The 15,762-nt window shown below is 64.0% G+C and carries 13 protein-coding genes; 5 read left to right on the forward strand and 8 right to left on the reverse strand.

The genetic code is table 11. From position 1 onward, the window contains the following. Positions 1 to 23 precede the first annotated feature (23 nt). Complete coding sequence (locus ACE3TJ_RS03500; protein WP_374593888.1) at positions 24 to 1,280, reverse strand: glycosyltransferase; 1,257 nt, start codon at positions 1,278 to 1,280, stop codon at positions 24 to 26. Between the two features lie 77 nt (positions 1,281 to 1,357). On the opposite strand from ACE3TJ_RS03500, the gene trmFO reads away from it, so the two are divergent. Then, positions 1,358 to 2,686: a methylenetetrahydrofolate--tRNA-(uracil(54)-C(5))-methyltransferase (FADH(2)-oxidizing) TrmFO gene (gene trmFO / locus ACE3TJ_RS03505; RefSeq protein ID WP_374599295.1), complete on the forward strand. Its 1,329-nt coding sequence runs from the start codon at positions 1,358 to 1,360 to the stop codon at positions 2,684 to 2,686. On the opposite strand, the gene ACE3TJ_RS03510 is transcribed toward trmFO, so the two are convergent. Together ACE3TJ_RS03510 and ACE3TJ_RS03515 are read right to left on the reverse strand one after the other, a co-directional pair. Continuing rightward, positions 2,683 to 3,129: a histidine kinase gene (locus tag ACE3TJ_RS03510; protein WP_374593890.1), complete on the reverse strand. Its 447-nt coding sequence runs from the start codon at positions 3,127 to 3,129 to the stop codon at positions 2,683 to 2,685. The two genes, trmFO and ACE3TJ_RS03510, sit on opposite strands and share 4 nt — an antisense overlap. 57 nt (positions 3,130 to 3,186) lie before the next feature. Beyond that, positions 3,187 to 3,837: a squalene/phytoene synthase family protein gene (locus tag ACE3TJ_RS03515; RefSeq protein ID WP_374593892.1), complete on the reverse strand. Its 651-nt coding sequence runs from the start codon at positions 3,835 to 3,837 to the stop codon at positions 3,187 to 3,189. 92 nt (positions 3,838 to 3,929) lie between these two features. On the opposite strand from ACE3TJ_RS03515, the gene ACE3TJ_RS03520 reads away from it, so the two are divergent. Genes ACE3TJ_RS03520 through ACE3TJ_RS03530 form a run of 3 tightly spaced genes read left to right on the forward strand, consistent with a single transcriptional unit; the run spans position 3,930 to position 7,061 of the window. Further along, complete coding sequence (locus ACE3TJ_RS03520; RefSeq protein ID WP_374593894.1) at positions 3,930 to 5,783, forward strand: pilus assembly protein TadG-related protein; 1,854 nt, start codon at positions 3,930 to 3,932, stop codon at positions 5,781 to 5,783. 7 nt (positions 5,784 to 5,790) lie between these two features. Then, positions 5,791 to 6,399 carry a TadE/TadG family type IV pilus assembly protein gene (locus ACE3TJ_RS03525; RefSeq protein WP_374593896.1) on the forward strand — a complete coding sequence of 203 codons (609 nt, stop codon included), beginning with the start codon at positions 5,791 to 5,793 and terminating at the stop codon, positions 6,397 to 6,399. Continuing rightward, on the forward strand, positions 6,396 to 7,061 hold the full coding sequence (locus ACE3TJ_RS03530; RefSeq protein ID WP_374593898.1) for a TadE/TadG family type IV pilus assembly protein: 666 nt from the start codon (positions 6,396 to 6,398) through the stop codon (positions 7,059 to 7,061). Before ACE3TJ_RS03525 ends, ACE3TJ_RS03530 begins: the two co-directional genes overlap by 4 nt. A 9-nt stretch (positions 7,062 to 7,070) precedes the next feature. Here the strand turns inward: ACE3TJ_RS03530 and ettA are convergent, their stop codons facing one another. Genes ettA through ACE3TJ_RS03550 form a run of 4 tightly spaced genes read right to left on the reverse strand, consistent with a single transcriptional unit; the run spans position 7,071 to position 12,500 of the window. Next, complete coding sequence (gene ettA / locus ACE3TJ_RS03535; RefSeq protein ID WP_374593900.1) at positions 7,071 to 8,753, reverse strand: energy-dependent translational throttle protein EttA; 1,683 nt, start codon at positions 8,751 to 8,753, stop codon at positions 7,071 to 7,073. 45 nt (positions 8,754 to 8,798) lie between these two features. Further along, positions 8,799 to 9,809, reverse strand: coding sequence for a polysaccharide deacetylase family protein (locus ACE3TJ_RS03540; protein ID WP_374593902.1), 1,011 nt, complete (start codon positions 9,807 to 9,809; stop codon positions 8,799 to 8,801). Then, positions 9,806 to 10,972, reverse strand: a complete 1,167-nt coding sequence (locus tag ACE3TJ_RS03545) for a hypothetical protein (RefSeq protein WP_374593904.1) — start codon at positions 10,970 to 10,972, stop codon at positions 9,806 to 9,808. The genes ACE3TJ_RS03540 and ACE3TJ_RS03545 overlap by 4 nt, the downstream gene beginning before the upstream one ends. Positions 10,973 to 10,979: 7 nt before the next feature. Then, on the reverse strand, positions 10,980 to 12,500 hold the full coding sequence (locus ACE3TJ_RS03550) for an MBOAT family protein (RefSeq protein WP_374593906.1): 1,521 nt from the start codon (positions 12,498 to 12,500) through the stop codon (positions 10,980 to 10,982). Positions 12,501 to 12,632: 132 nt separating this feature from the next. Between ACE3TJ_RS03550 and ACE3TJ_RS03555 the strand changes: the two genes are divergently transcribed. After that, positions 12,633 to 13,769 (forward strand): aminotransferase class I/II-fold pyridoxal phosphate-dependent enzyme, encoded by a 1,137-nt coding sequence (locus ACE3TJ_RS03555; protein ID WP_374593908.1) that lies wholly within the window; start codon positions 12,633 to 12,635, stop codon positions 13,767 to 13,769. 148 nt (positions 13,770 to 13,917) lie between these two features. Here ACE3TJ_RS03555 and ACE3TJ_RS03560 read toward each other — a convergent pair whose 3' ends face one another. Next, a complete protein-coding gene (locus ACE3TJ_RS03560) occupies positions 13,918 to 15,687 on the reverse strand; it encodes a CocE/NonD family hydrolase (RefSeq protein WP_374593910.1) in 1,770 nt (589 codons plus the stop codon). Positions 15,688 to 15,762: the final 75 nt, after the last annotated feature.

Raw genomic sequence — 15,762 nt, forward strand, 5'->3', positions numbered from 1 at the left:
GTATCATGACAAATCATGACAAATCAAGCCGACGTTGAAAGGATTGCCTCGACCTTTTCGAACTGCGCGGCACGCGTCAGCCCATCGGCCGCGCCTGCGGGAAGGTCGGGAAGCCGCCCGTTCGCGCGCTCGGCCAGCTTTTCCGAGAGCCAGCCGGCGATCGCCGCCGGATCGTTGCTGACGAGGCCGATGCCGGTGCGCCGGATGATGTCCGCCGCTTCGCCTTCCTGCTGGCCGTGGCAAAGGATAGGGCGGCGGGCGCCGACATATTCGTAGAGCTTGCCTGCGACGACGTGCTTTTCACCCTCCGTCGCGAAGCGCAGCAGCAGGAGGATATCCGCCGCGCGCTCGATGCGCAGCACCTCGCCGCGCCCGATGGGCGGATGCGCCTGCACCAGATGCGAGACGCCTGCGCGCTCGGCCATCGCCATCGGGACGTGGCTGTCCTCGCCCCAGAAGTGGACGACGAGCTTTGCAGGATCGGGCTTCAGCAGCGCGAGCGCGGCGAGCAGGGGTTCCGGCGAACGGCCGCCGTTGTAGGTGGAGCCTGCGTGGACGATGGTGAGACGCTGTTCATCGAGGGCTGGCGTATCCTCCAGTCCGACGAAATCGGCCGGATCGTAGCCGTTTGCAGCACAGATGACGGGCTTGCCGTAGCGCTTCGCGAGGATTTCGGCGCTGCCCTCTGTCACCGCCACCAATGCGGCCGCCTTCGATAGCGCGCGCCGCTCCATCCAGCGGTTCACGCGGTTCGCGACGAAGCTTTCGTTCTGGTAGATATTGTCCGCCCAGAGGTCGCGGAGTTCGGCCACGAACGGCACGCCCCACGCACGCGATAGCCGCGCCGCGGCCATGTGGCTCGAATGCGGCGGGCCGGTCGAGAAGATCACGTCGGGCTTCCAGTCCGAAGCCTGCGCCGCCGCCACCGCTGGCTCGATCCAGGTGACATGCGGGTCGGGCAGGTAGGAAAGCTGCCAGATCAGCCGCCGCAGCCCGCCCGGCTGCGCGGCGGTTTCGACGCTGGCCTTCGCACCGGGTTTCGGCTGGTCAGCTTCCGTCATCGGTGCCGCGCGCCCGCGCCGCACATAGGGCACGGCGGTGATGCGCTCTGGCGGAATTTCGGGATCGACCGCCGCCGGAAACTGCAGATTCTGGCCGGAAAGCACGCGGACATCGTGGCCGCGATCCAGCAGGAAGCGCGCGAACTTCGGCGCGCGCACGGTCGCCGTGGGGGCGTTCGGCGGGTACAGCCCCGTGACGATCAGGATGTGGCGCGACATTCGGCAAGGCTCATCGCAAAGACCGCGTGGCCATGCAACACTGGACGCAGGCAGCCCTTCCCCATATCTCCGCGCGCATGAAGACACATGTTCACGTCATCGGCGGCGGCCTCGCAGGTTCGGAAGCCGCATGGCAGCTCGCGCGCGCAGGCGTTCCTGTCGTTTTGCACGAAATGCGGCCCGTGCAGGGGACGGACGCGCATCATACCGACGGGCTTGCCGAACTCGTCTGCTCGAACAGCTTCCGCTCCGACGATCCGAATGCCAGCGCCGTCGGCGTGCTCCACGAGGAGATGCGGCGGCTCGGCTCGCTGATCCTCGGCTGCGGAGACGCGGCGCGGGTGCCCGCGGGCTCGGCACTTGCCGTGGACCGCGACGACTTCTCGGCGCGCGTCACCGCCGCCATCGAAGCCGAGCCGCTGATCGAAATCCGCCGCGAACGCGTGGACGGCCTGCCGCCATCCGAATGGAGCCAGACGATCATCGCGACCGGGCCGCTGACCGCCGCCCCGCTCGCAGAAGCCATTCGCGCGCAGACGGGCGAAGACGCCCTCGCCTTCTTCGACGCAATCGCGCCGATCGTCCACCGCGACAGCATCGACATGGAAACCGCATGGTTCCAGTCCCGCTACGACAAGGGCGACGGCAAGGATTACATCAATTGCCCGATGGACGAGACGCAGTACGGCGCCTTCATCGACGCGCTGATGACCGGCGAGAAGACCGTGTTCAAGGAATGGGAGGCGAACACCCCCTATTTCGAAGGCTGTATGCCCATCGAGGTGATGGCAGAGCGCGGCCCCCAAACGCTGCGTTTCGGGCCGATGAAGCCGGTCGGCCTCACCAACCCGCGCACGGGAAAGAAGGCTTACGCCGTCGTCCAGCTCCGCCAGGACAACGCTTCCGCCACGCTCTGGAACATGGTCGGCTTCCAGACGAAGCTGCGCCATGCCGAGCAGGTGCGTATCTTCCGCTCGATACCGGGGTTGGAGAACGCCGAATTCGCGCGGCTGGGCGGGCTGCACCGCAACACGTTCATCAAATCACCCGTGCTGCTCGACGGCAGCCTGCGCCTGAAATCCGATCCGCGCATCCGCTTCGCCGGGCAGATCACCGGCTGCGAAGGCTATATCGAAAGTGCCGCGGTCGGCCTGATGGCAGGGCGCTTCGCGGCAGCCGACGCACACGGCACCGCGCCGGATCTGCCGCCGCGCACCACAGCGCTCGGCGCGCTGCTTGCGCACATCACGGGCGAGGCGGTGGCGGAAACCTACCAGCCGATGAATGTGAACTTCGGCCTGTTCCCGCCGTTCGACGCGCGTGTTCCCAAGAAATCGCGCAAAGCGGCCTATGCGGAGCGGGCGCTTGCCGATCTCGACGGATGGATCGCGGCCAAAGCGGTTTAGTCAGCGCAGCCGCATTCGGCTTTCGATTTCGCGGCAGCGCGCACCGTCCGCGTCTTTTCGAACTCGGCGGCAACGAGTTCGCCGGACCTGTCGGCATCGGCATCATCGAAGCGCGCATTCTGCTTCACGGCGTATTCCGTGAAGCTGAGGACACCGTTGCCGTCCGTATCGAACCTGTCGAACGATTGCCGGCGCGAACGCAGATACTCATCGCGGCTGACGCTGGCGTTGCGGTCGCGGTCGTAGCGGCGGAAACGCTTCTCCTCCCGCGTCGCCTCGCTCGCCTGCGGCGGCTCGGGAAGCGGCGCGGCGGCGGCAACGGCTGGAGGCGGCTCGGGAAGCGGCGGGGTTGTCGGCTCGTCGTCCCCGCTCACCACAAACGCGGCCGCCACAAGCAATGTCACCGCAATCCCGCCGACCGCCCAGCGCCAAACCATCGTCATCCCTGCCCCCTCGACGCGACTCGAAGCGCGAAGCCTAACGGGTTCGTTTCGGCGCTGTCACGCTTTCCCTGTCAGCACGTGCCGCAGGATCGCGAACTGCCGTCCGGCTGCGCCGCGCGGTTCGCGTTTGTCGGCGGCATCGCGCCGGGCGACGGCGGCAAGCGCGGTGACGGGCCGGACAGCGGGCGCGAAACGCATCTTATCAAGCATGGAAACGGCAACTTCCGCGCCCCGGCGGCGCGCGTTCGCCTGCGCCCAGAAGCGGCCGGCTTCGGCAAGTTCGGCGCTACCTTCCGCTCCGAGCAGGACGGCGGCGCAGCGGAAAAGCTGCGCGCCACTCTCGCCGATTTCAGCGCCGTCGAGCACGTCCATATGCGCCTCTGCGAGCGCCGCGAGCCCTTCCGGGTCCAGCGCCGCGGCAGCGACGGCGGCAAGGACAGGCTGCCCCGCAACCGGCTTTTCGCGGGCGCGCTCGACGCTATCGCGCCACCAGGCGAGCCGGATCATGCCGATCTGCGGTTCGGTGGTCGTGCGTACCACCTCGGCGAGCGAAAGATCGAAGGCGTGAAGCGCAAAAAGTTGCGGCCTTGCGGCGGCCGGCGCGAACAGCGTCGCGACATAGCGGTCCCGATCTTCGGCCCGCACAAAGGCTTGCGCTTCGGAAATCGTTTCGGCAACGCCCGGAATTCCGCCGATCCCGTCTGTCATTAACCAGTCACCTCAACGGCTTCTTAGGCATTTCCCGTTATGCATCCTTGATCATGCGCCTGTTTTCAGGCGGTGCACGGGGGTGAACACTTATGTCGCTGGGCAGCAATACGCCGGGCAATCGCATGAAAGCCATGCAGTCGTCGACCTTTCTTTCGCGCCTGAGACGCGACCAGAAAGGCAACGCACTCGCCATCGTGGCTGCATCCGTCATACCGCTCGTCGGCGCCATCGGCGGCGGCGTGGACCTGACCCGCGCCTACATGGCCGAGGCCCGGCTCGCGCAAGCCTGCGACGCGGCTGCGCTTGCGGGACGCAAGGTGATGACGAAGGACGATACCGACGCCGGCGGCACCGTGCTCGACAATTCGACCGCCGATCAGGAAATCCAGAAGTTCCTCGACTACAACTTCCCCGAAGGCAAGTTCGACACGGGCGAGATCACACGCACCGCGCAAGTCGATGATGATGGTGAGCTCACGATCACGCTCGCCACGACGATCTCGACACAGTTGCTGCGCATCGCGGGCATCCAGTCGATGGATATCAACGCCGAGTGCTCGGCGCGCCGCTCCGGCGTGAATGTCGATGTCGTTCTCGTCGTTGACGTGACCGGATCAATGGCATGGGATATCGATAGTGGCAGCGGCAGCGACAACGAGCGCATGATCGCGCTGCAGGATGCCTCGAAGGAATTTCTCGACATCCTCAAAGAACTTCAGGATCAGCTGAGCAGCAGCGGGCTTCGTGTGCGCGTCGGCATCGTTCCCTATTCGCAGGGCGTGAACATCGGCAAGCTGCTCTACGCTGAAAACCCCAGCTACATCGATTACTCGGGTGAGCCGTACTCGACGAATATCGGTGAGCCGTACATGGCGACCGTGAGCGGAAAATACGCCTGGAAGAATTATGCCGTGACGGGCTCTTGGGACGACGAAAATCTGGACCTCGACCAGTTCGTTTCCCTCGGGCTTGCGGAAACGACGCCTGCCAACCCGTATGCGTGGAAAGGTTGCATCGAGGCCCGCAGCACCGTCACGACCATCGATGCATCGAGCGCTCCCTACACGACCATTCCGGCCGGTGCATGGGATGTCATCGACGCCGTGCCGGGCGCGGAGATCGACGGACAGGTCGCGCCGAAATGGCGGCCGTACTTCGCTTCGCCCTGGTCGGGTTCCTCGGTCGGCGGCGTCACTGTGACCGGTAACAAGTATCGGCCAAACGCGACGTATATGGACATTACGAAGCAACCCTGGGCCAATCTCAATTGGCGCATGCAGAATGACAGCAGCACCTACACGAGCAAGGCGGTGCGCTATGATACGAGCTACTCCAGCCTGACAGCGTCAAGCCATTACAAGGACGGCGTGGCCACGACCGGGCCCAACAAGAATTGCCCGAACGAAGCGAAACTCCTTACGCAGATCGATGCGGACGGCGTGACGACGCTGGGCAGCTATATCGATGCCCTCAAGCCTACGGGCGGCACCTATCACGACCTCGGCATGTACTGGGGTCTGGCCCTTATAAGCCCCGGCGCACCGTTCCCGAACGACAGCACATACCTTGCGCCCGGGCACACGGGCGAAGAACGCGGCGTCAACCGCTATCTCGTCTTCATGTCCGACGGTGAAATCGATCCCGGCATCAGCTATTCGGCTTATAGCCAGTATCTTTGGGATCATCGCACGAAATCCAACACCACGGAACCCAAGGCCGAGCATCGTGGGCGCTTCCTCATGATCTGCAAAGCGGCCCAGATGCAGGGCATCAAGGTTGCGACTGTCGCTTTCGCCACGTCGATCGGCACGACCGACAAGAATGCGATCAAGGAATGCGCAAGCTCCCCAGACGATGCCTACGTTGCGGAGACCGCCGAAGATCTGAACGAGGCTTTCCAGAAGATCGCGCAGAACATCGGCTATCTGCGCGTGTCGAAGTAGGCCCGCCATGATGCGCCCTCGCAACCCGCTTCGCCGTCTCCGCCGGGACGAACGCGGCAGCTACATCATCGAGTTCGCCTTGCTGAGCCTGCCGATGATGACGCTGCTGATGGGCGGGATCGAGCTCGGCTATCTCGCCTATGCGAAATCGAACGTGGAAGGCGCGCTTCGTGAAGTCTCGCGCCTCGCTGCGACCGGCAGTTCGACGCCGGAGGAACTCGACGCGATCCTCGATGCGAAGATCGGGCAGATCAAGGGCGCCCACGCAGAGATCGATCGGAAGAGCTACTCCAGCTTCGGAGCCGTGGGCCAGCCGGAGCCGCTTTCTTCCGATGTCGCACCGCTCGGCGGCGAGCCCGGGCCCGGCGATTGCTACATCGATATCAACGGGAACGAGCAGTGGGATGCGGATCGCGGCAGCGACGATCTCGGCAATGCCGAAGACATCCTTTTTTACGGCGTGACAGTGACTTACCCGATGATCTTCAAGCTGACCTCGGGTGTGATCAACGGCGGCAATGCAGACATGACGATCAGGGCGAACGCCGTCATCAAGAACGAGCCGTTCAGCAATATCGAGGTGCCCGCCCCCGAGGAGGAGTGCATTCCCGCATGACGACGAAACGGGTTCGCCTCTTTCGAAAGGCTCGGGCACAGCTTCGTGATGACGAGTCCGGTGTCGCGTTCATGGAGTTCGCGTTTGCGCTGCCGTTCCTGATGGTCGCGCTGCTCGGCGGGCTGGAACTCGTCCACCTTGCGCTGACCCATCAGCAGCTTTCGCGCATCGCGACATCGACCGCCGATCTCGCCGCACGCTATCGGTCAAGCATCGACGAAGTGGACGTGAACACGCTGTTCATGGGTTCGCAGATGTCGGCATCGTTCGACGATTTCGACACGAACGGCCGTATCGTGCTGAGTTCCGTCACGCGCAATGCCGATGACGATGGGCACTGGATACGCTGGCAGCGCTGCGAAGGCGACCTCGCGCGGGCGAGCGAAATCGGCGAGGAAGGCGACGGCGAGGACGACGACACGATCGACGAAGTGAACGGCATGATCGTCACGGACCCCAACAACGTTCTCGTTGCCGAGGTGACCTATCGCTACACGCCGTGGTTCTTCCCGGTGAGGAGCAGCATCCTGCGCAGCATCGCGCCGATCTTCACGGAGCGCGACATCACCTATACGTCGGCGTTCATCGCGCGCGAACTGACGCTCAGAAACATCACCAACACCACCAGTCTCAGCGACGGCGACCGCAGGCTCTGCGACTGACGATGGCTCTTACCGCGTGAGCTTCTTGTAGCTCATGCGGTGCGGGCGGTCGGCTTCGTCGCCGAGGCGGCGGCGCTTGTCTTCCTCGTAGGATTCGAAATTGCCTTCGAACCATTCGACGTGGCTGTCGCCTTCGAACGCGAGGATGTGGGTGGCGAGGCGATCGAGGAAGAAGCGATCGTGGCTGATGACCACGGCGCAGCCGGCGAAGTTTTCCAGCGCTTCTTCGAGCGCGCGCAGCGTTTCGACGTCGAGGTCGTTGGTCGGTTCGTCGAGCAGCAGGACGTTACCGCCCTTTTGCAGCATCTTCGCCATGTGAACGCGGTTGCGCTCACCGCCTGAAAGCTGGCCGACCTTCTTCTGCTGATCGACGCCCTTGAAGTTGAAGGCGCCCACATACGCGCGCGTCGAAATGTCGTGCTTGCCGAAGTAGAAGCGCTCGTTGCCGCCGGAGACCTCTTCCCAGACGTTCTTGTTCGGATCGAGGTGGTCGCGGCTCTGGTCCACATAGCCGAGCTTCACGGTGTCGCCGATCTTGATCGAGCCGCCATCGGGCGTTTCCTGGCCGGTGATGAGCTTGAACAGCGTCGACTTGCCGGCGCCGTTCGGGCCGATGACGCCGACGATACCGCCCGGCGGCAGCGTGAATTCGAGGTTTTCGAACAGCAGCTTGTCGCCGTAAGCCTTGGTGAGGCCCTTCGCCTCGATCACCGTGCTGCCGAGACGCTCAGGAATCTGAATGAGGATCTGCGCACCGCCTGGACGGCGATCATTCTGCTTTTCAACGAGTTCGTCGAACGCCTTGATACGCGCCTTGGATTTGGTCTGACGCGCCTTGGGCGACTGCCGGATCCACTCCAGCTCTTCCTTGATCGCCTTCTGGCGGCCCTCTTCCTCGCGGTCTTCCTGCTCCATGCGCTTGGCCTTCGCTTCAAGCCACTTGGAGTAGTTGCCCTCGAACGGGATGCCGCGGCCGCGGTCCAGCTCCAGCACCCAGCCGACGACATTGTCGAGGAAGTAGCGATCGTGGGTGACGAGGATGACGTTGCCCGGATACTCGATGAGATGGCTTTCCAGCCACTGCACGCTTTCCGCGTCGAGGTGGTTGGTCGGCTCGTCGAGCAGCAGGACTTCGGGCTTTTCGAGCAGGAGCCGGCAGAGCGCCACGCGGCGCTTTTCGCCGCCCGAGAGGTTCTCGACGCCGGCATCGCCCGGCGGGCAGCGCAGCGCGTCCATGGCGATTTCGAGTTGATTGTCGAGCGTCCAGCCGTCAACGGCGTCGATCTTTTCCTGAAGCTCGCCCATCTCGGTCATCAGCGCGTCGAAGTCCGCGTCTTCGGGCGGATCGGCCATGATCGTCGAAATCTCGTTGAAACGGTCCATCATGTCGGCGACCGGGCGGACGCCGTCCATGACGTTTTCCTTGACCGTCTTCGTCGGATCGAGCTGCGGCTCCTGTGAAAGATAGCCGACGCGAACGCCATCGGCGGCCCATGCCTCGCCCTGGAAGTCCTTGTCGTAGCCCGCCATGATCTTCATCAGCGTCGACTTGCCGGCGCCGTTGACGCCGATGATGGCGATCTTGGTGCCGGGCAGGAACTGCAGGTGGATGTTGTTCAGAACCGGCTTCGGCGCGCCGGGGAAGGTCTTGGTGAGACCCTTCATCACAAAACTATACTGGTAGGACGCCATGCCGCCGCCGCCTTCTCACGTGATCTTTCGGATTTGCGGGCGCGTTTAGCGTAGCCGCTCGGCGATGTCGAGGATGCCGGAGAGGTAGGCGTCGATGCTCGCTTCGCTTACCGTCCGGCCGTCCAGAAACCGCCGCAAGCGATATGGGTTCGCGCCCGGCGCGTTCAAGCCTTCGGTGACGAGCGTCGCGGATTTGATCCCGGCTTCGGCGAGCATGGCCTCCCCGCGCACGTCGAAACCACCGCTCGGGTAACAGAAATGGTCCTGATGCGCGCCGCCGAGCATGGCGCCGAGCGAAGCGCGGTTGTCGGCCAGTTCCTGCGGCAGGTGGTCCACGTAGCGGTGGAGACCCTTGTGTCGGTGCGTGTGGAGCTGGATGTCGAGGCCCCGGCGGGCGGCATCCTGCACCTCTTCAGGGCGCATCAGGTGGAACTGGCGCCCCGACCACCACGGCTCCGTACCCATGCCGAGCCGGTTCGCGACTTCGGCGAGGCCGACCATGCGGGGCTGGAAGCCAACGTCGTCGACGGCCGTGCGCAGCCTGTCCCCTGCCCGGTCGCGGCTCGCGGCATCGCCGAGCACGAGCGGCGCTTCGAGGCCGGGGAGCACACCGGCGAGGTCATAGGTGCCTGCAGGCGCGCGCTCGGCGAGATAGTTTGCAACGACGTTCGCCACCGGGCCATCGTTTTCGACATAATAGGTCGAGACATAGACGGTCGCCGCAAGGCCGCAGGCTTCGAGCGCGGGGAGCATGTGCGTGTAGGTGGAGGACCAGCCGTCGTCGATGGTGATGACGGTGGCGCCCTTCGGCAGCCTGTCTTCCGCGAGCATATCGACCGCTTCGCCGAGCGGCAGCACGGGATAGGGCGCGGCGGCAAGCCACTTCATCCGATCCGCGAACTGTCGGTGCGGCATGAACAGGCGGTTGCCGAACGGCCGCGCATCCAGCGTCCAGAGGCCGTGGTAGCAGAGGATGCGCAGCTTTCCCCCGGTCAGCGCACGCGCCGCCGCAAAACCGCCAAGCGCGCGGATAGACCCGAGCAGCGCCTGCTTCACTCCGCCGCGTCCTCGAACGCCTCGTCGATGCGCTGCAACGCCTCGGGGTGCTGCTTGCCGTAAGCGGCGAGCCCCTCGCGGAGCTCCGAGAGACGCGCATTCACACTTTCAGGCGTCAGCACCAAGCGGTCGTCGAGCGACGCGTTCATGATCATGATCATGCGGTCTCCGAGCGCGGATTTGAAGTGGCCCGCTTCCCAATACCACTTCATGTCGGCCTTCGTATCGCCCTGTGCCGGCACGGGTTCGCCCGTCACCTCGTCGATCCGCGTGAAATCATAGGTCAGAACGTGATTGCGTGCCGAAAACGCCGCGAGATCGCGAACCCAATCCTCATAAGCGGGCCAAAGGCCGCTGGAGCGGAAGCTGAGCAGAATGTCGGCGTGATAGGGATAGGTAAAGAAAACGAGCACGATACGCTTGCGCTTCGCCGTTTCGACCAGTTGCTGGAGCATGGCGAAGTTCGGATTGTCGCCGCCTGGCCGGCGAACCGTTTTCGAGCCTTCGAGATAGGCCTTGATGTTTTCCCGATTTCGCTGGCGAAACAGCGCCGCATGGCCTTCGGCATCAACCACGCTGTGGTACTCGCTGAGGCTGTTGAACCCCTGCGGCGTGATATCGGCCGGGTATCGCGCCCGCTGTTCGGCAAGCGCCGAGAACGTATCGGTAAGCGCATCGATCGAGATCAGCAGCTTGGCATCGAGCGCCGCTCGCTCCTGCCAATCGGGCGCGGACAGTCGCTCTGTCCGCACCTGTTCATCCCCGTCGAGCCGAAAATCGAGGAAGTCGAGGCCAACGAAGATGGTTCGCGGCTGCGAGGTGAAGAGCGCTTTTTCAACCGTGCGCACCACCCCTTCCACACCGTAGCCGGGGAAGCCGAGGTTGTAGACCGGCTGCATGCCCTGCGGCCAAGCGGAAGAGGCCGGATCAAAGCCGACGTCGACACGGCTGTTGCCGGTAATGATCGTGTTCGGGGACAGCCGCGCATACTGCCGCAGCTTGACCGCTTCCAGATGCTTGCCCGACGCGGGGTGATAGCGATTGATCCCCTCGACTGTCGGAGAGTTCCAGTAGGCATAGGGATCGACAAACCATGCCAGCAGAGCTGTCGATGCGACCAGCAGCGTGGCTGTGAGGGCAAAGATCACCAGATAGCGCCGCATATCCGCCTCAGAACTGGAAATAGAGGAACTCGGACACCTGGCTCAGGGCCAGGAAACCGAGGCCTGCCGCCACACCACACCCGACAGCCCACCGCACTGACGGCTGCCAGCGCCGTCTGGGGGGCGCGGACGGTTCGAAATAAAGCGCCGGGTCGTATGCCGACATGATATCCTGCGTATTGGGCGCAAACCGGGCCACGACAAAAAGCGCGGCAATCCAGAGCCATGTCATCACGAACACAGCTCCGCCACCACCCTCCTCGATCCCCATCCCTGCAAGCACATCCCAAAGGCCGCCGAGACGGGCTGCGATGGCACCGGGGACGCTGAACCCGTTAAGCCCAACCATGCCCGCAAGCATCCGGCCCGCGCCCTCGATCGTTACGGCACGGAAGGGCACCCAGGCGAAGACGACCACGAGGAAAGTGAGCGTCCACGCGAACGTCCGATAGCTTCGTGCTTTCGTGGCGGCTTCCGGCACGATTCGCCGCCATCCCTGATGGATCACGAGAAACAGGCCATGTAGGCCGCCCCAAAGCACAAAGGTCCAGCCCGCGCCGTGCCAGAGACCGCCGAGCAGCATCGTCGTCATCAGATTGACGTAGCGGCGGGCGGGCCCCTTCCGGTTACCGCCGAGCGGAACATACAGATATTCACGTAGAAAACGCGACAGCGTCATGTGCCAGCGCCGCCAGAAATCGGCGATATCGAGCGCCTTGTAAGGCGAGTTGAAGTTCACCGGCAGCTTGATACCGAACAGGCGGGCGCCGCCGATCGCCATGTCCGAATAGCCCGAAAAATCGAAATAGAGCTGGAACGTGTAGGCAAGCGCCCCGCCCCAAGCCATCATGAAATCGGGCTCGACGCCAGCGTCGGCCCCATTGAAGACGGGGGTCGCATATACCGCGATACCATCCGCCAGCACCGCCTTCTTGAACAGCCCGATCGCGAAGATGGTGAGGCCCACCGCGAAGTTTTCCGCGTAGGGCTGCAAGGTCTGCGGCAAGCGGAACTGGGGGATCACATCACGGTAGTGAACGATCGGACCGGCAATGAGCTGAGGGAAAAACGCCACGAAGAGGGCATACTCAAGCGGACCGACATCTTTTGTAAGCCCCTTGTGACTGTCCACGAGGAACGCGATTTTCTGGAATGTGAAGAAAGAGATCGCAAGCGGCAGGATAATCGGCTCGATGGCCCAGTCCGCTCCCGTCACGGCATCGACAGTGGTGATGAAGAAGTTCGCGTACTTGAAGTAGCCGAGCGCCGCGAGATCGACGCCGATACCGAACGCGAGCAAGGCCCGCGAAGGGCGGCGCGACAGCATCTTGCCGACCACGTAGTTGAACGCCGCAATCACGATCAGGAGCGGCAGATATGCCGGATTCCACCACGCATAGAAAAACAGCGAAGCGGCCACGAGCCATCCGAAGGCGATCCGCTTCTCCCGAAAACGGCCAAGGAGAAAGTAACCGGCCACCGTGATCGGCAGAAACAGCAGGATGAACTCGTAACTGTTGAAAAGCATAAAGCCCCCTTCAGCGAGGGCTATAGCCGTAAATCATTGATCGAGCATTCACAAAGCAGAGAAAAAGCGGCGGACGGACGGCAGCGCGAGACACCCCTTGCGGCACTCCCTCAGCGCCTCTAACCGGGAACCATGACTGCCGAAATCGACCCCTTTCACGCCATTGCCATCAGCCGCCTTGCTCACCGCCTTTCGGCGGAGGGGCGCCAGGTCATCCACATGGAGTTCGGCCAGCCTTCGACCGGCGCGCCGGCCAAGGCCATTGCCGAGGCGCACCGCATCCTCGATACCGACGGCATGGGCTATTGGGAAAGCATCCCGCTCAAGACGCGTATCGCCCGCCACTATCAGGAAACCTACGGCGTCGCGCTCGACGCCGAGCAGATCATCCTGACGAACGGCGCCTCCCCCGCCTTCGTGATGGCGCTTTCCTGCCTGTTCGACCCCGGCGCGCGCGTCGCGCTCGCGCGGCCCGGGTATGTCGCTTACCGCAACACGCTGAAAGCGCTGCACATGGTGCCGGTGGAGCTGCCCTGCGGCGAGGCGGAGCGTTATCAGATCGCCGCCGCCGCAATCGAAGCGCTGGAGCCCGCGCCCGACGGCCTCATCGTCGCGAGCCCGGCCAATCCCACGGGCACGATCATCCCGAAGGACGAACTCGCCGCGATCACCGAAGTGTGCCGCCGCCGCGGCATCCGCATCATCTCCGACGAGATCTACCACGGTATCAGCTACGTGGGGCCGGCGCACTCGATGCTGGAATTCTCGACCGACACGCTCGTCGTCAACAGCTTCTCCAAATACTTCAGCATGGCGGGCTGGCGGCTCGGCTGGCTGGTGGTGCCGCCGGAACTCATCGGCGCGGCGCGGGCGCGCATGGGCAACCTGTTCCTGACGCCGCCTTCGCTCGCACAGCACGCAGGGCTCACCGCCTTTGAATGCCGAGACGAACTGGAAGGGCATATCGCGACCTACACGCGGAACCGCGACCTCTTGCTGGAGGCGCTGCCGAAAATGGGCCTGCGCCGCATCGCCCCGCCGGACGGTGCCTTCTACATTTACGCCGACATCAGCCACCTGACCGACGACGCCATGGCCTTCTGCATGCGCATCCTTGAAGACACGGGCATCGCCACGGCGCCCGGCATCGATTTCGATCCGGTGGAAGGCCACCACTTCATGCGCTTCAGCTTCGCCGTCTCCACCGACCGGGTGGAACGCGCGATCGCACTCCTCGAACCGTGGTTCGCAAAGCAGAACGCCCGCTAGGACCGCTCGCCATTCAGCTCTGACGGCCTGCAAATGGCGGCTCTCCGCGCTTCCGGTGCTCACGTACTTTTAGTACGCTCCGCTCCGGGTCGCGGAGAGCCGCCATTTTCGGCACGCCACCTTCTGAATGGCGAGCGGTCCTAAGCGTCTACTCGGGCTGACCGAACGGGATGTAGAGCGCGCTCGGGTGCGCCTTGTCGTGGAGCAGCTTCACTGTGACGGGCCGGGCGTCAGCCATCGTTTCGTCCGCGACCACGCCGCCGGAATTATAGTTCTTCTGCGTGTTGATCGAGTTGATCGGCCCGACGACGAGGCGAAGGCGGCTGCCCTTCGCGATCTGGCGCGACACGAAGGTGAAGCGGTTGAAATCGTAGCGCAGCGGCGCCTTCGAGGTGACGAGCTTCGCTTCACGGAGCGACTCGCGGTAGCGTGCGCGGAGGATATCGTTCGTCAGCAGGATGCTGCCGCCGTCTGGCGTGATTTCGTAGACCGAGGCTTGGAAGTCCGTGTCCGGCTGATCGATTGCGATCCAGGCGGAGAGGCGGAAGAAGCCGGAGACCTCGGTGCGCTTGTCGAAGGCCGCGCTGTGATAGACGAGCTGCTTGCCGTCGGCCGCGAGCACCAGCGTCTGGTCGGTGAGGAGGCTTGGGTCGATGCCCGCTTCGAGCGCGGCGCCCGAGACGTCGCGCGGATCGTAGACGTAGCTGTCGGCGCTGCCTTTGCCCGCTGAGGTCGGCGAGAGCGATCCTGATGCCATCACGCGGTTGGCGTTGGCGGTCGAATCGAGGAAGAACGGCTTTTCTTCAGCCGTCACGCCCTCCAGCGTGTCCGCGTAGCGCCAGCGCTCGGCGCCCATCACGTAATAAGCGACGCGCTTTTGCAGGAAGTCCGGCTTCGCGCCGCCCGCCATCGCCCAGTTGTACCACTGGACATGCAGCTTCGGCAGGTCGACGAGGCTCGCGGGGCCGAAGGTCAGCCCGCCGACGCTTGCCTGCGGCGTGCGCGTGCCCGCGTGGTCCCACGGTCCGACGATGAGGTAGTGGTTCGTGCGCGCCTTCTCGGAGCCCAGCTTCATGTGCGTCTTGTAGAATTCGAAAGCGCCGGGCTGGTCCCCGTCATAGCTGCCGGTGATCGTGAGGATCGGCATGTCGAACGCTCGGAACTGCTCGGGCGTTGGTGCATAGCTGTCGTACCACGCATCGACCGCAGGGTGCGAAATCCACTCGACAAGCGTCTTCTGCTCGCCGCCGAAGATGCGGGGCAGCGTGCTGAACGCCTCGCCCCTTTCGAAGCGTTCGCGGGCGATCGATGCCCAGAAGGCGGCATCGCCGAAGATGTTGGCCTGCGAGGCCTTGCCGTCCGTGAAGGTCAGCCACTGCATCAGATAGGGGTAGGCGATGTTGTTCCGCGCCGGGAAATCGGCGCCCGGATAGGGCGAGGCGACGGGGATAATGGTGGCGAGGTGCGGCGGGGCTTCCTTCGCCGTCGCCCACTGGTTGTACCCGGCGTAGGAGCCGCCCCACATCGAGACCTTGCCGTTGCAATAGGGCTGCTTCGCCAGCCATTCGACGACGTCGTGGCCGTCCTTCGCCTCCTGGATGAGCGGACGGAATTCGCCTTCGGAGTTGCCGCGCCCGCGCACGTCGACGGTGAGGAACGGCAGGCCGTGCGCCGCGAAGTAGACGCCGCGGTCGTGGTAGCTCTGCGCGATGTAGGGCGTCAGCGTGAAGATGCAGGGCGCGGGTGCCGCCTGCCCCTTCGGCAGGTAGACGGTGGCGCTGAGCTTGACGCCGTCGCGCAGCGGGATTCGCTCGCCCCAGCGCATCTCGACCTTGCTGGCATCAACAGGGGCATCCGCAGCGGCGATCTGCGCAAAACCGGCGGCAAGTGCCACGCCCAAAACCAGTGCTGCCCTCATCGCACGCCTCCCTGACCCATTCCCCGAAACAATCCTGATCAGGATCATCATTTTCCAAACGGGATATGTCAATCG

The sequence above is a fragment of the Sphingosinicella sp. genome, assembly GCF_041916975.1.
Classification (GTDB): Bacteria; Pseudomonadota; Alphaproteobacteria; order Sphingomonadales; family Sphingomonadaceae; genus Sphingosinicella.